This window comes from Pseudomonas sp. FW300-N2A2 (assembly GCF_017351735.1).
GTDB lineage: Bacteria > Pseudomonadota > Gammaproteobacteria > Pseudomonadales > Pseudomonadaceae > Aquipseudomonas > Aquipseudomonas migulae.
On the sequence record NZ_JACNDU010000012.1, the window covers coordinates 73,550 to 96,941 of the forward strand.

The 23,392-nt window shown below is 58.2% G+C and carries 24 protein-coding genes; 14 read left to right on the plus strand and 10 right to left on the minus strand.

What is annotated here, in order from left to right:
- Window positions 1-67: 67 nt before the first annotated feature.
- Window positions 68-880, plus strand: coding sequence for a TIR domain-containing protein (locus J4E42_RS16820; protein ID WP_207285696.1), 813 nt, complete (start codon window positions 68-70; stop codon window positions 878-880).
- Window positions 881-1,110: 230 nt separating this feature from the next.
- Here J4E42_RS16820 and J4E42_RS16825 read toward each other — a convergent pair whose 3' ends face one another.
- Together J4E42_RS16825 and J4E42_RS16830 are read right to left on the minus strand one after the other, a co-directional pair.
- Window positions 1,111-1,974: a DUF4231 domain-containing protein gene (locus tag J4E42_RS16825; protein WP_207285697.1), complete on the minus strand. Its 864-nt coding sequence runs from the start codon at window positions 1,972-1,974 to the stop codon at window positions 1,111-1,113.
- A gap of 2 nt (window positions 1,975-1,976) precedes the next feature.
- On the minus strand, window positions 1,977-2,453 hold the full coding sequence (locus tag J4E42_RS16830) for a TIR domain-containing protein (RefSeq protein WP_207285698.1): 477 nt from the start codon (window positions 2,451-2,453) through the stop codon (window positions 1,977-1,979).
- A gap of 672 nt (window positions 2,454-3,125) precedes the next feature.
- Between J4E42_RS16830 and J4E42_RS16835 the strand changes: the two genes are divergently transcribed.
- Both J4E42_RS16835 and J4E42_RS16840 read left to right on the plus strand, forming a co-directional pair.
- Window positions 3,126-3,431: a DUF3077 domain-containing protein gene (locus J4E42_RS16835; protein WP_008036612.1), complete on the plus strand. Its 306-nt coding sequence runs from the start codon at window positions 3,126-3,128 to the stop codon at window positions 3,429-3,431.
- Between the two features lie 189 nt (window positions 3,432-3,620).
- Window positions 3,621-3,986, plus strand: coding sequence for a hypothetical protein (locus J4E42_RS16840; RefSeq protein ID WP_192227813.1), 366 nt, complete (start codon window positions 3,621-3,623; stop codon window positions 3,984-3,986).
- A gap of 107 nt (window positions 3,987-4,093) precedes the next feature.
- On the opposite strand, the gene J4E42_RS16845 is transcribed toward J4E42_RS16840, so the two are convergent.
- Window positions 4,094-4,462 (minus strand): PH domain-containing protein, encoded by a 369-nt coding sequence (locus J4E42_RS16845; RefSeq protein ID WP_008025469.1) that lies wholly within the window; start codon window positions 4,460-4,462, stop codon window positions 4,094-4,096.
- 35 nt (window positions 4,463-4,497) lie between these two features.
- Complete coding sequence (locus tag J4E42_RS16850) at window positions 4,498-5,247, minus strand: hypothetical protein (protein WP_207285699.1); 750 nt, start codon at window positions 5,245-5,247, stop codon at window positions 4,498-4,500.
- A 424-nt stretch (window positions 5,248-5,671) separates the two neighbouring features.
- On the opposite strand from J4E42_RS16850, the gene J4E42_RS16855 reads away from it, so the two are divergent.
- From J4E42_RS16855 to J4E42_RS16870, 4 genes are read left to right on the plus strand one after another with little or no spacing between them, the layout of a single operon-like run.
- Complete coding sequence (locus tag J4E42_RS16855; protein WP_207285700.1) at window positions 5,672-6,148, plus strand: formate dehydrogenase subunit gamma; 477 nt, start codon at window positions 5,672-5,674, stop codon at window positions 6,146-6,148.
- Window positions 6,148-7,707 (plus strand): NADH-quinone oxidoreductase subunit NuoF, encoded by a 1,560-nt coding sequence (locus J4E42_RS16860; RefSeq protein WP_207285701.1) that lies wholly within the window; start codon window positions 6,148-6,150, stop codon window positions 7,705-7,707. Before J4E42_RS16855 ends, J4E42_RS16860 begins: the two co-directional genes overlap by 1 nt.
- Window positions 7,704-10,580, plus strand: coding sequence for a formate dehydrogenase subunit alpha (gene fdhF, locus J4E42_RS16865; RefSeq protein ID WP_207285702.1), 2,877 nt, complete (start codon window positions 7,704-7,706; stop codon window positions 10,578-10,580). The genes J4E42_RS16860 and fdhF overlap by 4 nt, the downstream gene beginning before the upstream one ends.
- The gene (locus J4E42_RS16870) at window positions 10,577-10,798 is read left to right on the plus strand and encodes a formate dehydrogenase subunit delta (protein WP_008025460.1); all 222 of its coding nucleotides are present in this window, start codon (window positions 10,577-10,579) and stop codon (window positions 10,796-10,798) included. The genes fdhF and J4E42_RS16870 overlap by 4 nt, the downstream gene beginning before the upstream one ends.
- A 380-nt stretch (window positions 10,799-11,178) precedes the next feature.
- On the opposite strand, the gene J4E42_RS16875 is transcribed toward J4E42_RS16870, so the two are convergent.
- The 4 genes from J4E42_RS16875 to J4E42_RS16890 all read right to left on the minus strand — a co-directional run bounded on the left by J4E42_RS16875 (window position 11,179) and on the right by J4E42_RS16890 (window position 14,185).
- Entirely contained in the window at window positions 11,179-11,520 is a 342-nt protein-coding gene (locus J4E42_RS16875; protein WP_207285703.1) for a potassium channel family protein, read from the minus strand.
- 91 nt (window positions 11,521-11,611) lie between these two features.
- Window positions 11,612-12,064 (minus strand): hypothetical protein, encoded by a 453-nt coding sequence (locus J4E42_RS16880; protein WP_192227809.1) that lies wholly within the window; start codon window positions 12,062-12,064, stop codon window positions 11,612-11,614.
- A gap of 55 nt (window positions 12,065-12,119) precedes the next feature.
- Window positions 12,120-13,478, minus strand: a complete 1,359-nt coding sequence (locus J4E42_RS16885) for an ATP-binding protein (protein WP_207285704.1) — start codon at window positions 13,476-13,478, stop codon at window positions 12,120-12,122.
- Window positions 13,475-14,185, minus strand: coding sequence for a response regulator (locus J4E42_RS16890; protein ID WP_008036621.1), 711 nt, complete (start codon window positions 14,183-14,185; stop codon window positions 13,475-13,477). The genes J4E42_RS16885 and J4E42_RS16890 overlap by 4 nt, the downstream gene beginning before the upstream one ends.
- 167 nt (window positions 14,186-14,352) lie before the next feature.
- Here J4E42_RS16890 and J4E42_RS16895 point away from each other — a divergent pair, with 167 nt between their 5' ends.
- The gene (locus J4E42_RS16895) at window positions 14,353-15,144 is read left to right on the plus strand and encodes a VacJ family lipoprotein (protein ID WP_008036622.1); all 792 of its coding nucleotides are present in this window, start codon (window positions 14,353-14,355) and stop codon (window positions 15,142-15,144) included.
- A 215-nt stretch (window positions 15,145-15,359) separates the two neighbouring features.
- On the opposite strand, the gene J4E42_RS16900 is transcribed toward J4E42_RS16895, so the two are convergent.
- Window positions 15,360-16,259 carry a LysR family transcriptional regulator gene (locus J4E42_RS16900; protein ID WP_207285705.1) on the minus strand — a complete coding sequence of 300 codons (900 nt, stop codon included), beginning with the start codon at window positions 16,257-16,259 and terminating at the stop codon, window positions 15,360-15,362.
- 92 nt (window positions 16,260-16,351) lie between these two features.
- On the opposite strand from J4E42_RS16900, the gene J4E42_RS16905 reads away from it, so the two are divergent.
- The 4 genes from J4E42_RS16905 (at window position 16,352) to J4E42_RS16920 (ending at window position 19,999) form a co-directional block, all read left to right on the plus strand.
- Entirely contained in the window at window positions 16,352-16,897 is a 546-nt protein-coding gene (locus tag J4E42_RS16905) for an NAD(P)H-dependent oxidoreductase (RefSeq protein ID WP_207285706.1), read from the plus strand.
- Window positions 16,898-16,956: 59 nt separating this feature from the next.
- Window positions 16,957-17,340, plus strand: coding sequence for a hypothetical protein (locus J4E42_RS16910; RefSeq protein WP_259331692.1), 384 nt, complete (start codon window positions 16,957-16,959; stop codon window positions 17,338-17,340).
- A gap of 83 nt (window positions 17,341-17,423) precedes the next feature.
- A complete protein-coding gene (locus J4E42_RS16915) occupies window positions 17,424-19,346 on the plus strand; it encodes an alkaline phosphatase D family protein (protein WP_207285707.1) in 1,923 nt (640 codons plus the stop codon).
- A 137-nt stretch (window positions 19,347-19,483) separates the two neighbouring features.
- Window positions 19,484-19,999 carry an adenylate kinase gene (locus tag J4E42_RS16920; protein ID WP_207285708.1) on the plus strand — a complete coding sequence of 172 codons (516 nt, stop codon included), beginning with the start codon at window positions 19,484-19,486 and terminating at the stop codon, window positions 19,997-19,999.
- A gap of 87 nt (window positions 20,000-20,086) precedes the next feature.
- Here the strand turns inward: J4E42_RS16920 and J4E42_RS16925 are convergent, their stop codons facing one another.
- Window positions 20,087-21,262, minus strand: coding sequence for an aspartate aminotransferase family protein (locus J4E42_RS16925; protein ID WP_207285709.1), 1,176 nt, complete (start codon window positions 21,260-21,262; stop codon window positions 20,087-20,089).
- A gap of 102 nt (window positions 21,263-21,364) precedes the next feature.
- Here J4E42_RS16925 and J4E42_RS16930 point away from each other — a divergent pair, with 102 nt between their 5' ends.
- Together J4E42_RS16930 and J4E42_RS16935 are read left to right on the plus strand one after the other, a co-directional pair.
- Window positions 21,365-22,270 carry a LysR family transcriptional regulator gene (locus tag J4E42_RS16930; RefSeq protein ID WP_008025440.1) on the plus strand — a complete coding sequence of 302 codons (906 nt, stop codon included), beginning with the start codon at window positions 21,365-21,367 and terminating at the stop codon, window positions 22,268-22,270.
- Between the two features lie 65 nt (window positions 22,271-22,335).
- Window positions 22,336-23,349: a sensor domain-containing diguanylate cyclase gene (locus J4E42_RS16935; RefSeq protein ID WP_008025438.1), complete on the plus strand. Its 1,014-nt coding sequence runs from the start codon at window positions 22,336-22,338 to the stop codon at window positions 23,347-23,349.
- Window positions 23,350-23,392: the final 43 nt, after the last annotated feature.

Sequence of the window (23,392 nt, forward strand, 5' to 3'; positions counted from 1 at the left end):
TTATTTTCGGAATTAATCCAATAACAACCCGCCCCCTTCCTCTGCAAACAAACCAGGAGCCTCTGAGTTGATTTCAAAAGAAAAAGCCATCGAAAAAATTAAATTATTGATCGCAAGAATTAGCGATCTTCAAAAGTCAAAGAGAGGAAGCGCACAATTCAAAAAATGGATCCGCGATACCCAAGTAGCGTTAGAACATATTTTTGGTAGCGAGTCTCGGCACATTACTGATTTCAGTCAAATAAGGTATTCACTAGGTGCGTTTTCTAGCTCAACCGTCGAGTATAAATTTCAGGAACGTTACGTTGACGGCTTAGAAAATGCGAGACATGTCCTTACATCAATGATTGAAGAAATTCAGGAGTACTGGAACGAAGGAGCGGAGACAACTTCCACTCCAGATAAAACCTTGAGAGATCCGCTCGAAAAAACCGACTCCAGCAAAGTATTTATTATTCATGGCCATGATGGAGGAACAAAGGAAACCGTAGCGCGGTTTATCTCAAAACTGGGGCTTGAACCTGTGATCCTGCATGAGGAGGCAAATCAAGGAAGAACAATTATCGAAAAATTTGAAAATCATTCAGATGTTGGTTATGCAATCGCCCTTATAACACCTGATGATGCTGGCTCCTCTATCAAAGAACCTGAAAATATTCGCCAAAGAGCCAGACAGAACGTGATTTTTGAGTTCGGATACTTTATAGGAAAACTAGGCCGCCACCGAGTTTCCGGCTTGGTAAAGGGCGATATCGAGATCCCATCCGATTATGCCGGCATTATGTATATACCGATCGACGAATCGGGAGCATGGCGTTTTCTACTAATAAAAGAGCTAAAATCAGCGGGTTATGATGTTGATGCCAACAAGGCAATATAGACCTACAGATTTCAAACAATAATGTGACGCACCGCGTATGATCACTAATTAACTACTCAATTACAATTGCCTGACCTATGCCCCCCCTACTTAAACAACCTCAGAAATTGACTTAGAATGCGCCACTCCATTATCTTGAGTGGCAATCTTAGGCACTCTAAAAGCCACAACCCGAAATAAAAACACTCATCACAGTTAAAAGCCATGCCTATGAACCATTCCCAATGAATTCAAACATCTTGCCTAGCTACCCATTGAGTATGCTCGCGCGAGAAAGCATTTTCAGCATCACCAACGAATTTAGAGAACTCCTCGTCAGTGATTGGCATTAGTGCTTGCTCACGAATCAATCCAATTTCATGAGCAGCAAGTGCGTAAGATGCAGCAAGCTCAGAAAACCTTTTTGCTTGCATCCAACTTAATATACTAGCAGCCATCGCAACAAACACATCGGTCGGCCAGAATTGCGCATCAGGGAATTTAATTCGTAAAGCCGCACACACTACCGCGACTACGTTAATAACAATTAAAATCCAGAAAAATACATTAGACGTTTTCTTATTAAAAACCGCCTTTTTAGCATACCAACTTAATTGGTTTTTTATGCGACCCTTCTCGTAACTTTCCTTTCTTTTATCAAGAGACGCAGCCCGCATTCGCGTCATCGTTTGAGTTACTTGAGGATCATCCAAATGTTCCGTCAATGACTGAGCTACATCCTTATTCTGATCTACAATTGCCTTCAGTCTATTATGAAAATCTTTCAGCGCAAAGGCGTCACTACCCTGAAATGGCTCCGCACGGCAAACAAAACGCCATGTGATTGTTTTTATTGACTCGGCTACAGCTCTACCAGCATACCAGTTATGATCGGGACGCCTGCTGAATAAGTAAACAGAGCAGGATAATGCACCTAACAATGCAAGAAGTTGGCAAACCGCGATAGCCCAATGAGGAGAGCTCACAATTGATAGACCGGCAGCAAACACTAGCAGTAACAAGTGCACCTTCAGCGCTCGCAAAAATTGCCTTTGCGACTCCGAAGACAGCCTATCCGCCGATCGATATAGCGCAGGAAAATCATGTTCCAACATAATCAAACCTTATATCCCAAACCAGCATATACATGATCATTATAATGATAATCATCATTTGGGCTAGCGCGATAATTTTCTAGCGCATAGGCAACAATTTTAGGCGAAAACGGGACGAAAACAGCCCCAACATCACGAATAATCGGTGGGCAAGTAGAATCTACTACCCTTCGAGAACCATCCAAATTTATTCCAATAATTCTACATTTTTTTTCTAGTGCAACCTCCATCTCCCAACGCACATACTTATGCTTTGATCGAGTATCCCTCCCAATCAATACAGCAAACGTACCCGCCATATCAATCCTTTCGCGACACTTACGTTTGATATAAGCCTCATCCCAAGAGTTTATCTCCTGAGACAACTGACAATTGGTGAAGTTGAAATTAATATGCTCATGCTCCTTCCAGGCGAGCATTAGCCTATAGTAATTAATATCAGTACTACTAAACCCAATAAAAGTACGCGGAAGACCCATAACACCCTCCAAACCTTAATAAAATATATCGCTTATCGCACAACAAACTCGCCAACCATATAGGTTACTGCCGTATTTTAGTGACAATTGTACACCACCCGGGCGACATGCCCCAAGAAACTACACGATCAATAACCCTCGAAACCTCACCAAACTCTGATCCCATGCGTGATCTACGGCAGGAGTTAGTATTAGGGAGTCATGTACAGAATAAATTTCCATCACTACGATAATTGTTTGATTAATTAGGGGGACAGCGCACATTTTCTCATTTCGGGTGATCGTAGATCCCCTTCAAGGTTGCAGGAAAAACGTCTGCACGATACCCTCCCACCCGTCGCTGCCAATTCAGCGACCGGGTGTGGAAACCCGTGTAATTCAAGGCGCAACAGCGCCCCCATCACGTCTGCCGGCGCTTTTTTTATGCCTGCGGCGTGAGTTATGGCGGCTGTGCGTGGGACGTCTTCGGGCGTGCCGGTTTCCTTGATTCCCGGTTTTCCACCCTGCGCACAGCTGTCACCCATTCGTGTGGAAACGAACGTGGCAGCTCCATATATCAAGGAGTCTGATAATGCGCAGCATCAATCCGTACAAATTTTGGCTTTTCCCTCTACGCAATTCCCAATCGCGTAACGCCTTCCCCCATTGCCTCTCCATCCTTGGAGGTGCCCAATGACCAACCAACCCGAACTCAAAACCATCGGCCTAACCCCCGCCATTTACTGCGGCGATCAACCACTCTTCCACGTCACCCGCGACGTCCCCCTCGGCGATGCGTTATCTATGGCTTCCGATTTCCTGTTCCTCGCCAAAACGCTCACCGAAGATGCTGCCTATGCCAAAGACACCGACCGCCACGCCTGGGCTGCGCATTATTTGACGTCGATGAGTAAGGCGCTGGTGGATGATGCGGTGAAGGTGTTGACGCGGGATCGGGATTCTTTGTCGGGGTCCAAGCGGGCGGGGGCGAAGGCTTAAGGGTTGTAGCCGTCAGTCGATAAGGTAGGAAGTCTGTGGGGGCGGGTTGCTTGCGATGGTGGCAGTCGTTCGGTGGTGATGTTGGCTGGTTTGGCGCTATCGCCAGCAAGCTGGCTCCTACAGGGGGTTGGGGTTGTTTGTAGGGTGATGTTGGCCCTGAATTTTTTTAACCAAGGAGTGGAGTGAGTAATGTTGTTTGATTCGCTGGTTATTTACGGTGCTTGGATTGGGGTGTGGGTTTGGATCGTGCGCTGTCGTGGCACGCTGAATCTGTGGCTGGCTAATCTGGCGGGGTTTGTGTGTGGCTGTATTGTCGGGATGGTGGTGGAGCAATTGACTCGTGCCGCCAGCGGGATTCTGTCGCCGGATGCGCCATTTATGTTGTATTCGATTATGGCTGGGTTTGGCACGTTGGTTGGGACATGGATGTGGCTTATTGCGAGGCTTGAGCAGCCGGAGGATCTGTTTCTGCGCCATTTGTTTGCCGGGGCGGTGAGTGTTTTTGTTGGCGCGGTTGTGCTTGGGCAGGCTTGGTCGTATTTGGTTTCTGGGTGAGTGTCTTTGGGGTTGGTGGTGGCTGGTTTGGCGCTATCGCCAGCAAGCCGGCTCCTACAGGGGGTGGGCGTTAGCCCCGGGGTTTTCGGGGCTTTGGGGTGCTCGGGTTAGAGGAGGTGTTGGGAGATCAGTTTTGAGATTTCTACCATCGATGTTCTGCCGGTGAATTCGAATTTCACTTTGCCCAGCGACGAGAAGTAGATCTCCAGTTCCGAGTCCAGGTCGAAGGTGCCGGAGGTTTCTACCGAGTAGGCGACGATGTTTTTGTAGGGCAGTGAGGTGAAGTCTTTTTTGCTGCCGGTGATGCCCTGTACGTTGACGGCGATGATGCGTTTGTTGGTGAAGACGACGCCGTCGCGCATGGATTTGTACGAGTCGATGACGTGCTCGCCTTCCAGCAGCAGTGCACTGACCCGTTCTGCGTATTCTTCGTTTTGCTTGAGTTTGAAGAAGCCTTTGTTGTTGAAGTCGATCATCTGCCCATCCTCCGTTCGAAGAAAAATCCTGCGGATTACTTCACCACTTTCACGACTCGAATGTTGACGGGGAATCCATCCTGTCCGGGCAGTTTCTTCCATCCCACATACTGAAAAATCGCTTCTTCATCAATGTACTCGCCCCACTCCGCGACTTTGCCGCCCAACACTGCGACGTTCCGGTTAATGGCGCAGGTGCCATCGTCAGGACCGACGGTGTAGATCACATAAGGTTTGACGTATTTCGCGGCGCGGAAATGTTCGCCGCAACCAGAATCGACTCTGATCATCAAGGTCTTCAGATTTGCTTCACCATCCAGCTCGGCGTGCTGGTCGAGTTCCCCGATTTCGCCGACGTCGGTGAAGCCCAGAGAGCGAGCGCGCTTGTATGCCGGGGAGGCCAGGTGTTTGATCTGGGCTTGCGCGAGATACTCGTCCACGTCTTTGCTGAGTTCAATTTCGCCCTTGTGCGCGATCTCTTCCGCTATGGGAACGCCGCTCTCACAACGAGCGTATTCGGGGGAGCCAAGGCTTGACGGGGATAGGTAGTAGCGATGGAACTCAAGGGTACTCAGATGCATCTTGATAGCGGGATTAGCTTCTTTGGGCGTCTGGCGCCCGGCCTGCACCTCGGCCACCACCTGCAGAAATTTCTGGCAATCGGAGAGGTAGCCGTCCCAGGCGTATGTCGGGGTTTCACTCGACAGGCCGGCGAGCGCCGGGGTCATCACGACGGCGAAAGTGATTGCGCAGAACAGGCGCGAGACTCGAGTGACAGTGGCCATGTGTAGTCCGTTACAAAGTTGATGAAAGTGGCGCAACGCTACTGTTTTGCCGCCTTGCCGTCCACTGGCAGCAAAGGGGACAGACTCTATTTCCTGCTAGTCCCTGCTTATTGAATTGAATCCCGAGTGCCAGGTACATCTGACGCCTTCGGCTGCCTCTCGTCTAGACTTAATGGGTGGTCGTAGACAGAACCGAACACGTCGCTTTGGTGCGGACTAATAAAAGGCCGCGTGGCAATCTGACTTTTATGCCCTTACTGAGGTGCGGCGAAGACCGTGCCGGGCACAACAAGATGCCCATTCAGGGTGCCCTGGCCACCGGCCTGAAATTGCCACGATACCGTGACGTGGTGTGAGTGCCGCAGCCGACACTTTCGGACGACCGACAACCTTCTGGTTTGTCCGTGACCGTGAGGATTGCTGAATGCCTGATGAGAGTTTGCACCTGCCTTTGGTCAACAGCCTGCTGGAGCGCCACAAAGGCTCCCCCGGCGCTCTGTTGCCCATTCTTCATGATATTCAGGAACGCATCGGTTACATCCCCGATGTGGCCGTCCCCGAGATTGCTCATGCCCTCAACCTGAGTCAGGCCGAGGTTCGCGGGGTGATCAGTTTTTACCATGACTTCCGTACCGCGCCGCCGGCCCGCCATATTCTGCGTTTGTGCCGGGCTGAGTCCTGCAAAAGCCGTGGTGCCGAAGAGTTGGCTGCGCAGTTGCGCGACCGCCTGCAACTGGACGATCACGGCAGCAGCGCCGACGGCAACATCAGTTTGCGCCCCGTTTATTGCCTCGGCGCCTGCGCCTGTTCGCCGGCCCTGGAGCTGGATGGCCGGGTGCATGCGCGGCTCAGTGCTGAGCGTCTCGATGCCTTGCTCGACGCTTGCCGGGAGGACGCGTGATGCCGACTCTTTATTTGCCCTGTGATTCCCTTGCCCGTGCTGTTGGGGCCGATGAAGTCTCCACAGCGCTGATCACTCAGGCCAAGGAACGCAATCTGCCGCTGGAGTTGCAGCGCACCAGCTCGCGCGGTTTGTATTGGCTGGAACCGCTGCTGGAAGTGGACAGCCCGCAAGGCCGGATCGGCTTCGGTCCGCTGACCGCAGGCGATGTGCCGTCCGTGCTCGATGCCTTGAAAGGCGACCCATCCGCTCACCCACTGGCCTTGGGCCTGGTGGAGGAGCTGCCTTATCTCAAGTCTCAACAACGCCTGCTGTTCGCCCGCGCCGGTATTACCCGGCCGCTGTCGCTTGACGATTACCGGGCCCACGGCGGTTTCGAAGGCCTGACAAGGTCCATCGCCATTGGCGGCGAAGAGACCGCAACCTCAGTGTTCGATTCCGGCCTGCGTGGCCGTGGCGGCGCGGCCTTCCCCGCCGGAATCAAATGGCGCACGGTGCGCGGCACTCAGGCGGCGCAGAAGTACATTGTGTGCAACGCCGACGAAGGCGATTCCGGCACCTTCGCCGACCGCATGTTGATGGAAGGCGACCCCTTCCTGCTGATCGAAGGCATGGCCATCGCCGGCATTACCGTCGGCGCCACCTTCGGATACATCTATGTTCGTTCGGAATATCCGGATGCCGTAGCCACTCTGCGTGCAGCGCTGAACATTGCTCGTGAAGCGGGTTACCTCGGCGCCAATGTCGGCGGCAGCGGTCTGGCCTTCGACATGGAAGTGCGGGTCGGTGCCGGCGCTTACATCTGCGGTGAAGAAACCGCGCTGCTGGACTCGCTTGAAGGCAAGCGCGGGATCGTCCGCGCCAAGCCGCCGATCCCTGCGTTGCAGGGCCTGTTCGGCCAACCGACGCTGGTGCACAACGTGCTGACCCTGGCCTCGGTGCCGCTGATTCTGGCGAAAGGTGCGCAGTTTTATCGCGACTATGGGATTGGCCGTTCAATGGGCACGATGCCTTTCCAACTCGCGGGCAATATTCGTCACGGCGGCCTGGTGGAACGGGCGTTTGGCCTGACCCTGCGGGAACTGGTGGAAGACTACGGCGGCGGAACCGCCAGTGGTCGACCGCTGAAAGCCGCGCAGGTGGGCGGCCCGCTCGGCACCTGGGTACCGCCGTCGCAATTCGATACACCGCTGGATTACGAGGCCTTCGCCGGCATCGGCGCGATGGTCGGTCACGGCGGTGTGGTCGTGGCTGACGACACCTTGGACATGGCGCAAATGGCCCGTTTCGCCATGCAGTTCTGCGCCGAGGAATCCTGTGGCAAATGCACGCCTTGCCGCATCGGCTCGACCCGGGGCGTTGAGGTTATCGATCGGATGCTGGCCGCGCCGGACCAGAGCGAACGCGATGCGCAGGTGATCATCCTCAAGGACCTGTGCGACACGATGCAATACGGTTCGCTGTGCGCCTTGGGCGGCATGGCCCCCTTCCCGGTCACCAGCGCCCTCAAGTATTTCCCCGCTGACTTCGGTCTGCAGCCTTCGGAGGCCGAGCAATGATTACTCTCTTCGACCCGAAAACCGATATCGACCTTGGCACTCCCGCTCGCGAAAGCCAGGTGCAAGTCACCCTGAACATCGACGGCCGCAGCATCAGCGTGCCGGAAGGCACCTCGGTGATGCGCGCCGCTGCGCTGATGGGCACCACCATTCCGAAACTGTGTGCCACCGACAGCCTGGAAGCCTTCGGCTCCTGCCGCATGTGCCTGGTGGAGATCGACGGCATGCGCGGTTATCCCGCGTCCTGCACCACGCCGGTCACCGAAGGCATGACCGTGCATACGCAGACGCCGAAGCTCGCGACCCTGCGCCGCAATGTCATGGAGTTGTACATCTCCGATCACCCGCTGGACTGCCTGACCTGCTCGGCCAACGGCAACTGCGAACTGCAAACCGTCGCCGGCCAGGTCGGTCTTCGCGAGGTGCGTTACGGTTATGAAGGCGAGAACCATCTGGAGGACGTGAAAGACACCTCCAACCCTTATTTCGACTACGACCCGAGCAAGTGCATCGTCTGCAACCGCTGCGTGCGCGCCTGCGAAGAAACCCAGGGCACCTTTGCCCTGACCATTACCGGTCGCGGTTTCGAATCCCGCGTGGCCGCTGCTGGCGGTGATAACTTCCTCGATTCGGAATGCGTGTCCTGCGGCGCCTGTGTGCAGGCCTGTCCTACCGCGACGCTGATGGAAAAAAGCGTGGTCGAACTCGGCCAGCCGGAACGCAGCGTGATCACCACCTGCGCTTATTGCGGCGTAGGCTGCTCGTTCCGCGCCGAGATGAAAGGCGACCAACTGGTGCGCATGGTTCCGGACAAGAACGGTCAGGCCAACCACGGCCACTCTTGCGTCAAAGGGCGCTTTGCCTGGGGCTACGCGACCCACCCGGATCGCATCACCAAACCGATGATTCGCAAGAACATCAGCGACCCATGGCAGGAAGTCAGCTGGGATGAAGCGGTGACCTACGCCGCCAGCGAATTCCGTCGCTTGCAGCAAAAATATGGCCGCGATTCCATCGGTGGCATCACCTCCAGCCGTTGCACCAACGAAGAAACCTATCTCGTACAAAAACTGGTGCGCGCCGCGTTCGGCAATAACAACGTCGACACCTGTGCGCGGGTTTGCCACTCGCCGACCGGTTATGGCTTGAAACAAACCTTGGGCGAGTCCGCCGGCACCCAGAGTTTCGACTCGGTGATGCAGGCTGACGTGATCCTGGTGATGGGCGCCAACCCGAGCGATGCGCACCCGGTGTTCGCTTCGCAGCTCAAACGCCGCTTGCGTGAAGGCGCACGGCTGATCGTTATCGACCCACGTCGCATCGATCTGGTGGATTCGGTGCATGCCCGCGCCGAATATCACTTGGCCCTGCGCCCCGGCACCAACGTCGCCATGCTCAACGCGTTGGCCCACACGATCATCACCGAAGGCTTGCAAGACCAGCCCTTTATCGACGCTCGTTGCGAGGGCAATGACTTCGCCCGCTGGAGCGAGTTTGTCAGCCGTGCGGAGAATTCGCCGGAAGCCCTTGCCCCTGTCTGCGGGGTCGATGCTGCCGACATCCGCGCCGCCGCCCGCCTGTATGCCACTGGTGGCAACGCGGCGATCTATTACGGCCTGGGCGTCACCGAACACAGTCAGGGCAGTACCGCCGTGATGGGCATCGCCAACCTGGCCATGGCGACCGGCAACATCGGCCGCGAAGGCGTGGGCGTGAACCCGCTGCGTGGGCAGAACAACGTGCAAGGTTCCTGCGACATGGGTTCCTTCCCCCACGAGTTGCCCGGCTATCGGCACATTTCCAACGAAACGGTCCGTACGCAGTTCGAACAGGCGTGGAACGTCACCCTGCAACCCGATCCGGGCCTGCGGATTCCGAACATGTTCGAGTCTGCGCTGGCCGGCAGTTTCAAGGGCCTGTATTGCCAGGGCGAAGACATCGCTCAAAGCGATCCGAATACCCAGCACGTCACCGCAGCCCTGTCGGCCATGGAATGCGTGGTGGTGCAGGATATCTTCCTCAACGAAACCGCCAAGTTCGCCCATGTGTTCCTGCCGGGCGCTTCGTTCCTGGAAAAAGACGGCACCTTCACCAACGCCGAGCGCCGTATCTCGCGGGTGCGCAAGGTCATGGACCCTCTGGGCGGCAAGGCCGACTGGGAAGGCACCGTGGCGCTGGCCAACGCCTTGGGTTACCCGATGAACTACAAACACCCATCGGAAATCATGGATGAAATCGCCAGCCTGACACCGACGTTCACCAACGTCAGCTACGCCGAACTGGACCGCCACGGCAGCCTGCAATGGCCGTGCAACGCCGCCGCACCGGACGGCACGCCGACCATGCACATCGATCAATTCGTGCGTGGCAAAGGGCGGTTCATGCTCACCGGTTATGTGCCTACCGAGGAGAAGGTCAACAACCGCTATCCGCTGCTGCTGACCACCGGACGCATCCTCAGCCAGTACAACGTCGGCGCTCAAACCCGGCGTACCGAGAACGTCGCGTGGCACGACGAAGACCGTCTGGAAATCCACCCGACCGATGCTGAAAGCCGTGGTATCAACGAAGGCGACTGGGTGGGCATTGGCAGCCGCGCCGGGCAAACCGTGCTGCGTGCGCGAGTCACCGAACGGGTTGCGCCGGGCGTGGTGTACACCACGTTCCACTTCCCTGAATCGGGGGCCAACGTGATCACCACCGATAACTCCGACTGGGCCACCAACTGTCCGGAGTACAAGGTCACCGCCGTGGAAGTCAGCCGCGTGTACCACCCTTCGGAGTGGCAAAAACGCTTCCAGGAATTCACCGACGAACAGCACCGTTTGCTCAAGGAACGTCGTCAAGGTGCTAAAGCGGAGGTGCGCCGATGAGCACTGCCAACCTGATCAAGATGGTCAACCAGATCGCCCAGTACTTCGCCACCGAACCGGACCGGAAACAGGCCGTGCTCGGTGTGCGTAATCATCTGCAGATGTACTGGACGCCGGGCATGCGCAAGGAGTTGCTGGCCTGGCAGACAGAGCATCAGGGGGCGGATTTGCATCCGTTGGCGCAAGAGGCGGTCAGCGGGGCGGGTTGGGAGGCGTAGATCTAGAAAACGACGAAAAAACCTGTAGGAGCGAGCCTGCTCGCGATGCGGTGTGTCAGTCACCATCATTATTGACTGACATACCGCTATCGCCGGCAAGCCGGTCTCGCTCCCACAGGGGTTGTGTGTAGTGTTCCGCCTTATTTATCGCCATCGGTCACCCGCACCGCGATCTCAATCGCCCGCACGCTGATCGCCGCAAAGGCGGTCAGCGGGGCGGGTTGGGAAGCTTAGATCTAAAAAACGACGAAAAAACCTGTGGGAGCGAGCCTGCTCGCGATGGTCGTCAACGATAACGCGGGCTGTCTGGATGCCCGCGTTGTATGGACTTGCATCGCGAGCAGGCTCGCTCCTACAGGGGTTGTGTGTGGTGTTCCGCCTTATTTATCCCCACCGGTCACCCGCACCGCGATCTCAATCGCCCGCACGCTGATCGCCGCAAAGATCGCCGTGAGCAGCACGCCGTTGAACCCGAGCAATATTGCCAATATCCGCGAAACCGGCAACTTCGGCACCAACTCGCCATAGCCGATGGTCAAGCCGGTCACGAAGCCGAAATAGATGCCGTCGAAAGGATCCCAACCTTCCAGGTAGCTGATGATCAGGCCGCACGTGACGATGACGATCAGCATGGTGGAAAGGATGGGCCAGACAACTCGAAGGTAATAGCCGACAGCTTTGTAGAACTCTCGACGGATGTTCGACGTATTTGCAGGCTTCATGTCGTGGGTTTCCTGAGGGCGGCAGGCGGATTGACACTCATCAGCTTGGCACAAGTATTGGAAATCGATGCCGCGTCCCAGGATGTAATGGCTACTCGATCTGAATCGGCCCCTTGGTCCCGGCATCGCTGTCGGTCCAGTAATCCTCATTCTGCAACCGCCGATCGCCCTGAATCGTGAAGGTGAGTTTGCCCTGATGAAACTGCAGCGTGCCATCGGTGCGCTTGGCATTGACCCGCTTGCCGTTGACCCAGACCTGCTCCTTGGCATCGATACGAATCGTCGCAACGGTCGCGCCGGCATCGCTCTTGGCGACCCATTGCCCGGCGTAAGGCGTCTGGGTATTTGTGCTGTCCGCCGCGGGGTTGGTGAATCCGGCCTTGGCGTTTTCCGCTTTGCTCTTGTGGATATCGCAGCCCTGAGTCTCGCTGACCTGGGTGCAACCGGATTGCTCAAGTTGTTTGCGGTACTTGTCGTTGATGGCATAGGCCGGGAGTTGCACCAACATCATGGCGGCCAGTGCCGGCAAGATGATCCGTTTCATAAGTCCTCTCCTCTGATCTGCGCCTTCCCCAGCGCCCGCGAACTGCATGGATCATTCACTGTAGTCCGAATCCTGTCCCCGGATGCACCGGCAAAACCACCAACGCCGCCAACCCGCCCTTCGACCGGTTGCGCAGCGTCAGCTCACCGCCGTGCTCCAACACAATCGCCCGTGCAGCCGATAACCCCAACCCTACCCCGCCCGTGCTTTTATTCCGCGACCCTTCCAGACGAAAGAACGGCACAAACACCTGCTCAAGACTGGCCTGCGGAATTCCCGGGCCACGATCCAGCACGTTGATCCGCACTTCCCCCGCATCAGGCATCAGCTCAATCGCGGGCTCACTGGCGTACTTGATCGCGTTATCCAGCAGATTGGTCATCACCCGCTTAAGCCCCAACGGCCGCCCGAAATACACCAGCCGTTGCGGTCCACTGAAGGCAATCTCGACACCCTGATCCCGGTAGTCATCCCGCAAGGTTTGCAGCAGTTCCGCCAGATCAAACTGGGTCGCCGGTTCAAGCCGCGCATCGTCCCGAAAGAATTCCAGCGCAGAATTGATCATCGCCTGCATTTCATCCACGTCACGAAACAACCGCTGCTGTTGCTCGGCATCCTCGATGAATTCGCCGCGCAAACGCATGCGCGTCAACGGTGCGCGCAGGTCGTGGGAGATGGCCGCGAGCATTTGCGTGCGGTCGCGGATGAAGTGTTGCAACTGGGCCTGCATGGCGTTGAAGGCGAGGATCGCCTGGCGGATTTCCTGGGGGCCGAGGGGTTCGATGGGTGGGGCGCGGAAATCGATGCCGAAGCGTCGGGCGCCTTCGGCGAAGCGCTGCAAGGGCGTGGCGAGGCGGCGGGTGGCGATCAGGGCGACCAGCGCGGTGGAGATCAGCACCAGCAGGATGACGATCAGGTAACGCGGCGTTTCGTCGAGGCCCCAGCTGCGTGAGGGCGCGGAGAACATCAGCCAGGACGAGTCGGGCAGCTCGATCAGCAACGCGTAATGCGCGTCCGCCGAGGGTTCCGTCCAGTCAGCCGGCTCGTAGGTCTGGATTCGACCCGCGAATTTAAGCAACGGCTGCAAGAGGGTCGAGCCGATTTCGGAATCCAGATCCTCCACGGGAGGCAGGTTGAGCTCACGTCGATCAAGGTGCCAACTGACGGTAAAGCCTTCATCGCTGACAGCTTGTGCCAACTGGCTGCGCAGGGGCACCGGGGCAGCCTTGATGACACGGGTGATGGCGGCCATTTTTTCCAGCAGCCCGGTTTCAGTCAGCGGCGGCCGCGCCCAGACGCCGGCGAGCTGGATGAACAGCCCGTTGAGCGCCAGGGAAATGAGCATGGCGAGGATGATGGTCAGGGCGATCCAGCGCGCCACCGTGTCCCGGCGAATCCGCTTCAGCCAGTTCATCGCCGCGTCACACTTGGAGTGAACAGGTAACCGCCGTTGCGCACGGTGCGAATCATCGCCGGGCGCTTGGTGTCGGATTCGAGTTTGCGTCGCAAGCGGCTGACTTGCACGTCGATGCTGCGGTCGAACGCGTCGTGACAATGCCCGCGCGCCAGGTCCAGCAATTGCTCGCGGGTGAGGATGCGTTGCGGGTGTTCGACGAAGACCAGCAACAAATCAAACTCACCGGCCGACAGCGGGATCATCACGTTATCCGGCGAGCGCAGTTCCCGGCGGGTGACGTCGAGGTGCCAGTCGGCGAAGTCGATCAGCGGCCGTGGACGTTCCTGCGCCAGCGGTCGACGGTCCTCCACGCGGCGCAACACGGCACGCACTCGGGCCAGCAGTTCGCGGGCGTCGAAGGGTTTGGTCAGGTAATCGTCGGCGCCGAGTTCGAGGCCGACCACCCGATCACTGAGTTCGCCCATGGCGGTGAGCATGATCACCGGGATCGCGTGGCGGATGCGCAGTTGCTGGCACAGGATCAGCCCGCTGTCGCCGGGCAACATCACGTCGAGAATGATCAGGTCTGGCGCCTTGCGCTCGATGGCCGCCCACAGCGACGCGCCGTCGGTGGCGACCTCGACGCTGTAGCCGTGCTGGACGAAGAATTTTTTCAGCAGATCGAGGACTTCAAGGTCGTCGTCGACAATTAAAAGGCTGTTCACCGAAGGTCACTTAACGGGGCGAATGGAACCGTCATCTAAAACCATTCACGGCAGCGCGTCATATATTTCAATCCTGCAATAAAACGACAGCGGCGCAATAAACCGGACATCTTTGCGCAAGGCTCGGGGCCCAGCATCGCCGCCAATTCCTCCCGAGACTCGCGTCCATGTTGCCTTTCAAATGTGCTCCCTGGCTGGCCCGCAACACCTCGATTGCCGTGCTGGCCGCCGGGTTGGCGGGCTGTAGCAGCCAGCCGTCGTCCAGCGCCGAAGTGAGCTGCGCCGACATCGCCTATTCGGTGTACGACCCGGCGGAACCGCTCAATCGCGGGGTCTTCGCGTTTAACCGGGTGGTGGATGACTACGCCCTGGCTCCGGTCGCTCGCGGCTATCGCCACACGCCGGACTTTTTCCAGACGGGTGTGCATAACTTCGTGGCGAACTTCGGCGAGCCCGAGGTGTTTATCAATGACCTGCTGCAAGGCAACCCGATGCGTTCGGTCAATACGCTGGGGCGGTTCGCGCTGAATACCACGGTGGGCGTGGTGGGGTTGATCGACGTCTCCGGCATGGCCGGCATTCCACGTCATAAAGCCGACTTCGGCCAGACCTTCGGCGTGTGGGGCATCGGCGACGGGCCAATCGTCGAACTGCCGTTGCTCGGCACGTCCAACAGCCGCGATGCGGCCGGGCGTGTGCTGAGTTTCGTGGTCGATCCGTTCGGCGACAACAGCGATACCGTGGACACGCTCTCAACGATCAACACCGTCGGCGACATCGTCGATGGCCGAGCCGAAGTGCTGCCGCTGACCGACAGTCTGCAAAAACTGCCGGACTATTACAGCGCGTTGCGCAACGTGGTGGCCGAGCATCGCGCCGCTTTCGTGGTCGAGGGCAAACAAGGCTCGCCGAAGAACACTCAACCACAATGCACAGGAGCACCGGCCGATGGTTTCTGAAGGCCTGACTCTTCAACACCGCGTGACCCGCGACGACGAGGCGAATCTGCACTGCCGGGAAATCACCCTGCGCCTGTCCGCAGACTGTCGCCAACTGGTGCTCACCCGCTACACCGAACACTACGGCCCGGCGGTGGTGCGCTGGATCGAGCGCAGTCACACGGTGTCGGTGAGCGAGCTGTTTCGCTGGCTGGTCGCCAACGGTGAGGCGGATGTCAGTGAGCAGCGATCACTTCCTCCAACACCCGCGCTACGCACTGCACCGCCGCGTCCTCATCGCGGCGTTTATGCCAGGCCAGATGCACCGCAAATCCCTCAACCTCAATCGGCGGTTGCACGGTGTGCAGCGTCTTGGCCATCGGCATCGACAGGCACTGGCTGGGCAACATCGCAATCAGGTCCGAGCCCAGCAGCAGATCCGGAACCATGACGAAGCTCGGCACGACGATCCCGACCCGTCGCGCCAGCCCCCTCCCTTTCAATAATTCGTCGAGCGGGCCCCAGGTTGCGCCTCGGCCAGACACCAGCACGTGTGGATAACTCAGCCAGCGCTCGAGATTGAAGTCTGCAATTGCAGGATGCCCGGCGCGCATCGCCACCACGAAATGCTCGTGCAACAGCAGGCGGCGGGTGTAGTCCGGTCCGAGGGGCGGGAAGACCGACATGGCCAGATCGCTTTGGCCGCGACTCAAACTTTCCTGAGCCGCTTCGCCGCCCTGCCAGGGTTGAATCACCAGGTCGATGCCCGGTGCCAACTCGGTCAGTCGCTGGTGCAACTGTTGCGCGACGATGATCGCCGGGAAGTCGGCCATGACGATGCGCACGGTTTGGCGCAGGGTGCTCAGGTCGGCACTGGCAGCGCCGACCAGCGTGCTGACCGAGCCCAGAATCTGCTTCAACGGACCGCGCAAGGCCTGCGCCTTGGGGGTCAGTTGCATGCCGCCCGGCACGCGTTCGAGCAGGCGATCCTGGAACAGATGCCGACAACGCTCCAGCGCATTGGAGGCCGCCGGTTGCGACAGGCCGACACGCTCGGCCGCGCGGGAGACGTGGGCTTCGTCGAGCAACGCATCGAGCACGGTCAACAGATTGAGGTCCACCGAACGTAGATTCATTGAATCAATACCTAATTAGACAAACCATCCATTGGAGCAATTTATAGCACGCTGGCACGCTGTGGCTCCCTTCACTTGAACCGGGTAATCCCATGAACGACACCACGCTGATTATGAGTTTTCACCCGGATCTGGGAAGTTCACACGCCAACCGCGCCTTGCTTGATGCCGTGAAGGATCTGCCGGGCGTCTCCATCGTCGATCTGTATGGGCTTTACCCGACCGATGAAGTCGACACCGCCGTGGAGGTGCAGCGCTTGTTGTCGGCAAAGCGGCTGGTGCTGCAATTTCCGGTGCAGTGGTACTCGACGCCAGCGCTGCTGAAAAACTGGCAGGACCGCGTGCTGACGCAGATGTACTACATCGCTTATGAAGCGCAGGGTTCCAGGCTTGAAGGGTTGCCGATCATGATTGTGGCGACGGCGGGCAATACGCCCGAGGCCTACAGTGAAACCGGCGTTAACCTGTTTCCCCTTGAGCAATTGTTGCAACCGCTGCGCGCGACTGCGCATCGCTGCCAATGGGCGTGGAGCGAGCCGTTTCTGGTGTATCGGGCCAACAAGCTGCCGGGGTCGGAATTGAATGTCATCGCCACTGAATACCGGGGCAGGATTGAGCAGTTTCAACGCAACCCATGACACTCTTCAGCTCAAAGCCACTGATTTGATATCGTGCACGCCATCGTCTCTCCCGACCCATGAACAAGGAAGAATCAATGGTACCCCTCGGCATTTTGGTGTTCCTCGCTGCATCAGCGGGGATATGGCATTGGATCGTGAGGAATCGTGGCAGCGTCAATCTGTGGCTGGCCAACCTGGCAGGTGTCCTGGCCAGTTTCCTTGTGGGTGTGGTCGTGCTGATCTTTATGGCCCCCGAACAGGCTGGAACACGGGGCCCGACGTATTTTCTTTATTCGTTGATGGCGTTCATCGGGGTGTTCATCGGGACGTGGCTCTTCGTCATCGCCCGATTCAAGGAAGGCGAACATCCGGTCGGCCGTCATTTTATCGCCGGGGCCTGCAGTGTGGTGGCGGCATTTTTCACGTTGTTGCTGTGGGTAACGACCTTCCCCCCCAAGTAAACGTTACCCCAGGCAATTGATGAAGTTCAGGCAGAGGTCTGCGTTATCATCGCCGGCCTGTGCGCCAAGAGTCTTGAACCCGGATGTCCGAATCACTGCCACTGCCTGACAACTGCACCCCACTGCCACCGGTTCTGGTCGGGCCGCTGTTGCGGCGCCTGGAGCCTTCACGGCTGGTGCTGTGGCTCGTGGGCACCCGGGCGTTGTCGCTGACGTTGCGCCTGCAAGGTGTTGGCGACATCCGCCTCGACGCCGGGCAATGCACGATCATTCCCGTCGGAACGCACGCCTTTATTCATTTGATCGATGTGCCGCTCGACAACGCCCTGCCCTGCGACACGTTGATCGAGTACGACCTGTTGATTGATGACGCGATGACGGGCATCGCCGAATGGGCGCCGCATCTGTTGTATGGCGAAGCACGCTGCCCGAATTTCGTTTTGCGCTCGCGGATCGACCAACTGCTGCATGGTTCCTGCCGCAAACCTCATCATCCCGCCGCCGACGGCTTGCTCTGTGTCGATCATTTGCTGGCCTCGGAACACGAGGCCACTGAGCGCCCGGCGCTGCTGATGATGAGTGGCGATCAGGTGTACGCCGACGATGTCGCCGGGCCGATGCTGCGGGCCATTCATGCCTTGATCGCACGGCTGGGATTGTTCGGCGAACACCTCGAAGGCGCCGTGGTCAGCGACAGCGCCAAGCTCTATGAGCATGCGGCCAGCTACTACCACCGTGCGGATTTGTTACCGGCGCTGCAAAGCAATGAAACCCTGCGCGAGCGATTTTTCGGCGGGGCGCGCAAGCCGATTTTCACCAGCAGCAGTGCCGATAATCATCTGGTGACCTTCGCTGAGGTCATGGCCATGTACCTGCTGGTGTGGTCGCCGACACCCTGGACGCTGATCACGCCAAAACCGCCGAAGTTGATTCCCGAACGGCGCGAGCGTTATGCGTTGGAGCAGACCCGCATCGATACCTTCAAGGCTGGCCTGGGCGGTGTCGCACGGGCCTTCGCGCATCTGCCGTGCCTGATGATCTTCGACGACCACGATATTACCGATGACTGGAATCTTTCCGCGCAATGGGAGGAAACGGCCTACGGCCACCCGTTCTCCAAGCGCATCATCGGCAACGCACTGATCGCTTACATGTTGTGCCAGGGCTGGGGCAACAACCCGGATGCGTTCGGCGCGGTGCTGGCGAAGACCGATGGTTTCAGTGCGACCGGGGAAGACGGCTATCTCGACAGCCCGGTGCAGGACGCCTTGATCGATGAACTGCTGAAGTTTCAGCACTGGCATTACGTGCTGCCCACCAGCCCCGCGATGGTGGTGCTCGACACCCGCACCCGGCGCTGGCGCAGCGAGATGACGCTCAAGCAACCCTCGGGTCTATTGGACTGGGAAGCCCTCTGCGAACTGCAACAGGAACTGCTGGATCACCCGTCGGCGATCATCGTTTCGCCCGCGCCGGTGTTCGGTGTGAAGCTGATCGAAACCGTGCAACGGGTGTTCAGCTGGTTCGGTTATCCCTTGCTGGTGGACGCCGAAAACTGGATGGCCCATCGCGGCGCGGCGCAGGTGATCCTGAACATTTTCCGACACTCGCGTACACCGGGTAACTACGTGGTGCTGTCAGGCGATGTGCATTATTCCTTCGTCTACGAAGTGCTGATCCGACACCGCAAGGCGGGCCCCAGGATCTGGCAGATCACCAGCAGCGGCATCAAGAACGAATTTCCGCCGACGCTGCTGGAATGGTTCGACCGGCTCAACCGCTGGCTCTATTCGCCACGTTCACCACTGAACTGGCTGACCAAGCGCCGACGGATGCGCATCGTGCCGCATGTTCCGGAGCATGCCGAGGCGGGTGAACGGTTGTGGAATTCGGCGGGGATCGGGCAGGTGTTCTTTAATGAAAAAGGACAGCCGCAGGCGATTTACCAGCACAACTCGGATGGCTCGCCGAAGACGCGGATGGTGGCGCCTGAGGCTGAGGATTGAAGGTACACCCTGTATGACTGGTCATCCCCAAATCCTGTGGGAGCGGGCTTGCTCGCGAAAGCGGTTTGTCAGCCGCCATCAATGTTGACAGACACACCGCTTTCGCGAGCAAGCCCGCTCCCACAGTGGTTCTGAATATGAATCTCACCCGAACGCTGATCATCGGCAACTCCGGTTCCGGCAAAAGCTGGCTGGCCGAGCGATTGGCCGAGCAACTGCAAATACCCCGGATCGACCTAGACACCCTTCACTGGCTGTCCGACGAACACAGCATCACCCGCCCCCGCGCCGAAGCCCTGGGCATGGCGCGGATCGCAGCAGATGAAGAGCGCTGGGTGATCGAAGGTGTCTACGGCTGGATCGTCAGCGAACTTATCCACAGGGCCACGGCGTTGATCTGGCTGTGTATTGACGATGAGGAATGCGTCGCCAATGTTCGTCTGCGTGAGGCTAATCGGGATGAGCAGGACGAGAGGCTGATCGCCTTGCTCGACTGGGCCGGCAGTTATCGTGCTCGCGAGGGTTCAAGTGGGTTTGCCGAGCATCGGCAGTTGTTCGAAGGGTTCTCCGGTTCAAAACTGCGACTCATGAACCGCGCGGACATCACCGACTTCGCTGATTCCCGGCCGTATAAAAGCGAACCGCACCTGTAGGAGCCAGGCTTGCCGGCGAAAGCGTCCTCAAGAGCGCCTTCGCCGGCAAGCCTGGCTCCTACAAAAAGCGGTCAGCATTAAAGTCGTTCAGACCGTTTTCACCGCCCGACCAACCCCTCTGACAATCATTTCCACCTCGCGCTCATCAATCGTCAGCGGTGGCAGCAGGCGGATGGTCTTGCCCCGTGTCACGTTGATCAGCAAGGCGTGATCCCGCGCGGCGATCAGGGTCAGGTCGCGGATCGGTTGCTTGAGTTCGATGCCGATCATCAAACCCTGGCCGCGAATCGCCAGCACGTTCGGGTCATCGGCCAACTCGGTGCGCAATCTGGCGAGCAGGCGTTCGCCCTGTATTTTGGCGTTTTCCAGCAGGCCCTGTTCTTCGATGATGTCCAGCACGGTGCAACCCACGCGGCAGGCCAGTGGATTACCGCCGAACGTGCTGCCGTGGCTGCCGGGGGTGAAGAGGTCGGCGGCTTTGCCCCGGGCCAGGCAGGCGCCGATGGGGACGCCGTTACCGAGGCCTTTGGCCAACGTCATGACGTCCGGAACGATGCCTTCGTGCTGGAACGCAAACCACTGGCCAGTGCGGCCGATGCCGGTCTGGATTTCATCGAGCATCATCAGCCAGCCACGCCGATTGCACAGGTCGCGCACGGCCTTGAGGTAACCGGGCGGTGCCAGTTGCACACCGCTTTCACCCTGGATCGGCTCCATCAGGATTGCCACGATTCTTGCGCCGTGGGCCTGCTGGACCTTGTCCAGCGCCTTGAGGTCGCCGAACGGCACTTTGACGAAATCACCCGGCAGTTCATTGAACCCCAGGCGCACGGCCGGGCCATCGCTGGCGGACAGGGTGCCGAGCGTCCGGCCATGGAACGCGTTTTCCATGACGACCACCAAGGGTTGTTCGATGCCTTTGTGCCAGCCATGCAGCCGCGCCAGTTTCAGCGCAGTCTCGTTGGCTTCGGCACCGGAGTTATTGAAGAACGCCCGCTCCATGTCCGCCAGCCGCGTCAGTTTCTGCGCCAGCCGCTGTTGCCAGTCGATGCTGTAGAGGTTGGAGGTGTGCAGCAGCAGGCCGGCCTGTTCGCTGATCGCCGAGACGATTTTAGGATGAGAGTGCCCAACGTTGGTCACCGCCACGCCCGCTACCGCGTCCAGGTATTCACGACCGGCCTGATCCCACAGGCGTGTGCCCAGGCCTTTACTGAAACTCAGTGCCAGCGGTTGGTAAGTACTCATCAGGCAGGCGGCGGTCATGACATCAAGCTCCATCAATGGTCGGTGTTTTTGCAGTATGGTTAGCCACCTGAGCTGGATAAACGCTGCAATACTTCAATCATTTTAAAGTCGGGCTTGATAATGGATTTGTTCCAGGCAATGACCGTGTACGTAAGGGTGGTGGAATCCGGCAGCATGACCGCCGCCGCTTTTCAGTGCGAAATGTCCACCACCATGGTGGGCAATCACCTGCGGGCACTGGAGCAGCGTCTGGGTGTGCGCTTGCTCAACCGTACGACCCGGCGCCAGCGGTTGACGGAATTTGGCACCGCGTACTATCAACGCTGCCTGGAAGTGCTGGGACTGGTGGCCGAATCCGAACGCCTCGCCGAGCAGGCCCTCGACGAGCCGAGCGGCACCCTGCGCATTACCGCCCCGTTAACCTTCGGCACGGAAAAACTGGCACCGGCGCTCAGCGAATTCGCCCTGCTGTGCCCGCGCGTCAAGCTGGACGTTGTCCTCACCAACCGCCGCCCGGACCTGCTTGAAAACGGCATCGACGTAGCGTTTCGCCTGGGCAACATGGAACAGACCAACCTGATCGCCCGTCCACTGGTGGACTACACCCTGACCATGTGCGCATCGCCGATCTACCTGGCGCGTCGCGGCAACCCGGAAAAACCTGATGACCTGCGACACCACGACTGCCTGTCCTTCGCCTACCCGGCCGGTGATGACTGGCAATCGGTGGAAAAGGAATGGCGTCTGAGCGGGGCCGAAGGCGAGGTAGCGGTGGCGGTCAGTGGACCGATGCTGATCAACAGCTCCGCCGGTTTGCATCAGGCAGCACGCACCGGCATGGGCATCGTGCTGTTACCCGACGCCTTGGTAGAACAAGACCTCAAGGACGGAACACTGGTGGCCTTGATGCCGAATTACCCGCCGCCGAGCCGGCCAATGAGCCTGATGTACGCTCAGGATCGCTACCGCTTGCCGAAATTACGCCGTTTCGTCGACTTCGCCATGGCGATGTGGGGCAAGCACTAGGCGGTTGAATGCACCATCGACTAATCTCCTCGACTGGCGGGTCGCTTTGGTCAGGGAGAGCAGTGATGGATGGGGCCTCGGATATTGAAGCGTTGAAGTTCAATCTGTCGGATTTGAACGAAGACATGCTGCACACCATTCTGGAACTGGTCAGTGATGGCATCTGGGACTGGAACGCCAATACCGGGTTCGTTTACCGCAACCGCGGCTGGTACGAAATGCTCGGGTATGCGCCTCATTCCCTCAACAACACGGTATTCACCTGGGAATCGGTGATGCATCCCGAGGATTACCCACGGGTCATGGCCTTGTTTGACGCCTACCTGAGCCAACAGGCTCCCGGCTATCAGGCCGAGTATCGCTGCCGCATGCAGGATGGTAGCTATACCTGGGTCGAAGACCGCGGCTACGTGCTCGCCCGCAACGCCGACGGTTCGGTGGCGCGCATGGTCGGTGCGCACCGCAGCATCGAAGACAAGAAGCGTCTGTTCGAAGAGCTTGAACGAAAGAACAAATCCCTCGAAGCCATCGTCGAAGAACGCACCCGCGAGTTATCCCGGGTCAACCAGCAACTGCAGATTCAGCTCGAAGAAAACCGCAAACTGGCGGAAACCGACGCACTGACCACAATCGCCAATCGCCATCGCCTGAGCAAGGACCTGCCTCAGGCATGTGATCGCGCCCAGCGCTTCCGACAGCCGCTGTCGCTGATTGCCATGGACATCGACGACTTCAAGAACATCAACGATCACTACGGTCATGCCTTGGGGGATGCCGCGTTGGTGCAGGTAGTCCAGAGCGTGAAACATTGCGTACGCGACGGCGATTTGCTGGCGCGCTGGGGCGGTGACGAGTTCATCATCATTCTTCCCGATACCCCGTTGGCCGACGCCAGAAGCCTCGCGGAGACAATCCGCCATAGCGTCGCCAGTTTGCTGCCAGTGGGAGACTTTCAAGTCACCATGAGTTTTGGCGTCGTACAACGCTTTGAAGAAGAACAACAGACCGGGCTGCTGGCCAGGGCTGATCAAGCGTTGTATCGGTCGAAAGTGGCGGGCAAGAATGTGATTTCAGGGTGAAGGTATTGGTTAATCCATGATCACCTCAAGATGTAGTGACAAC

Coding starts and splice junctions, on each gene's coding strand:
- J4E42_RS16825 (WP_207285697.1), bottom strand. CDS start 1,974: ATGTTGGAACATGATTTTCCTGCGCTATATCGATCGGCGGATAGGCTG.
- J4E42_RS16830 (WP_207285698.1), bottom strand. CDS start 2,453: ATGGGTCTTCCGCGTACTTTTATTGGGTTTAGTAGTACTGATATTAAT.
- J4E42_RS16835 (WP_008036612.1), top strand. CDS start 3,126: ATGACCAACCAACCCGAACTCAAAACCATCGGCCTAACCCCCGCCATT.
- J4E42_RS16840 (WP_192227813.1), top strand. CDS start 3,621: ATGTTGTTTGATTCGCTGGTTATTTACGGTGCTTGGATTGGGGTGTGG.
- J4E42_RS16845 (WP_008025469.1), bottom strand. CDS start 4,462: ATGATCGACTTCAACAACAAAGGCTTCTTCAAACTCAAGCAAAACGAA.
- J4E42_RS16850 (WP_207285699.1), bottom strand. CDS start 5,247: ATGGCCACTGTCACTCGAGTCTCGCGCCTGTTCTGCGCAATCACTTTC.
- J4E42_RS16855 (WP_207285700.1), top strand. CDS start 5,672: ATGCCTGATGAGAGTTTGCACCTGCCTTTGGTCAACAGCCTGCTGGAG.
- J4E42_RS16860 (WP_207285701.1), top strand. CDS start 6,148: ATGCCGACTCTTTATTTGCCCTGTGATTCCCTTGCCCGTGCTGTTGGG.
- fdhF (WP_207285702.1), top strand. CDS start 7,704: ATGATTACTCTCTTCGACCCGAAAACCGATATCGACCTTGGCACTCCC.
- J4E42_RS16870 (WP_008025460.1), top strand. CDS start 10,577: ATGAGCACTGCCAACCTGATCAAGATGGTCAACCAGATCGCCCAGTAC.
- J4E42_RS16875 (WP_207285703.1), bottom strand. CDS start 11,520: ATGAAGCCTGCAAATACGTCGAACATCCGTCGAGAGTTCTACAAAGCT.
- J4E42_RS16880 (WP_192227809.1), bottom strand. CDS start 12,064: ATGAAACGGATCATCTTGCCGGCACTGGCCGCCATGATGTTGGTGCAA.
- J4E42_RS16885 (WP_207285704.1), bottom strand. CDS start 13,478: ATGAACTGGCTGAAGCGGATTCGCCGGGACACGGTGGCGCGCTGGATC.
- J4E42_RS16895 (WP_008036622.1), top strand. CDS start 14,353: ATGTTGCCTTTCAAATGTGCTCCCTGGCTGGCCCGCAACACCTCGATT.
- J4E42_RS16900 (WP_207285705.1), bottom strand. CDS start 16,259: ATGAATCTACGTTCGGTGGACCTCAATCTGTTGACCGTGCTCGATGCG.
- J4E42_RS16905 (WP_207285706.1), top strand. CDS start 16,352: ATGAACGACACCACGCTGATTATGAGTTTTCACCCGGATCTGGGAAGT.
- J4E42_RS16910 (WP_259331692.1), top strand. CDS start 16,957: ATGAACAAGGAAGAATCAATGGTACCCCTCGGCATTTTGGTGTTCCTC.
- J4E42_RS16915 (WP_207285707.1), top strand. CDS start 17,424: ATGTCCGAATCACTGCCACTGCCTGACAACTGCACCCCACTGCCACCG.
- J4E42_RS16920 (WP_207285708.1), top strand. CDS start 19,484: ATGAATCTCACCCGAACGCTGATCATCGGCAACTCCGGTTCCGGCAAA.
- J4E42_RS16925 (WP_207285709.1), bottom strand. CDS start 21,262: ATGACCGCCGCCTGCCTGATGAGTACTTACCAACCGCTGGCACTGAGT.
- J4E42_RS16930 (WP_008025440.1), top strand. CDS start 21,365: ATGGATTTGTTCCAGGCAATGACCGTGTACGTAAGGGTGGTGGAATCC.
- J4E42_RS16935 (WP_008025438.1), top strand. CDS start 22,336: ATGGATGGGGCCTCGGATATTGAAGCGTTGAAGTTCAATCTGTCGGAT.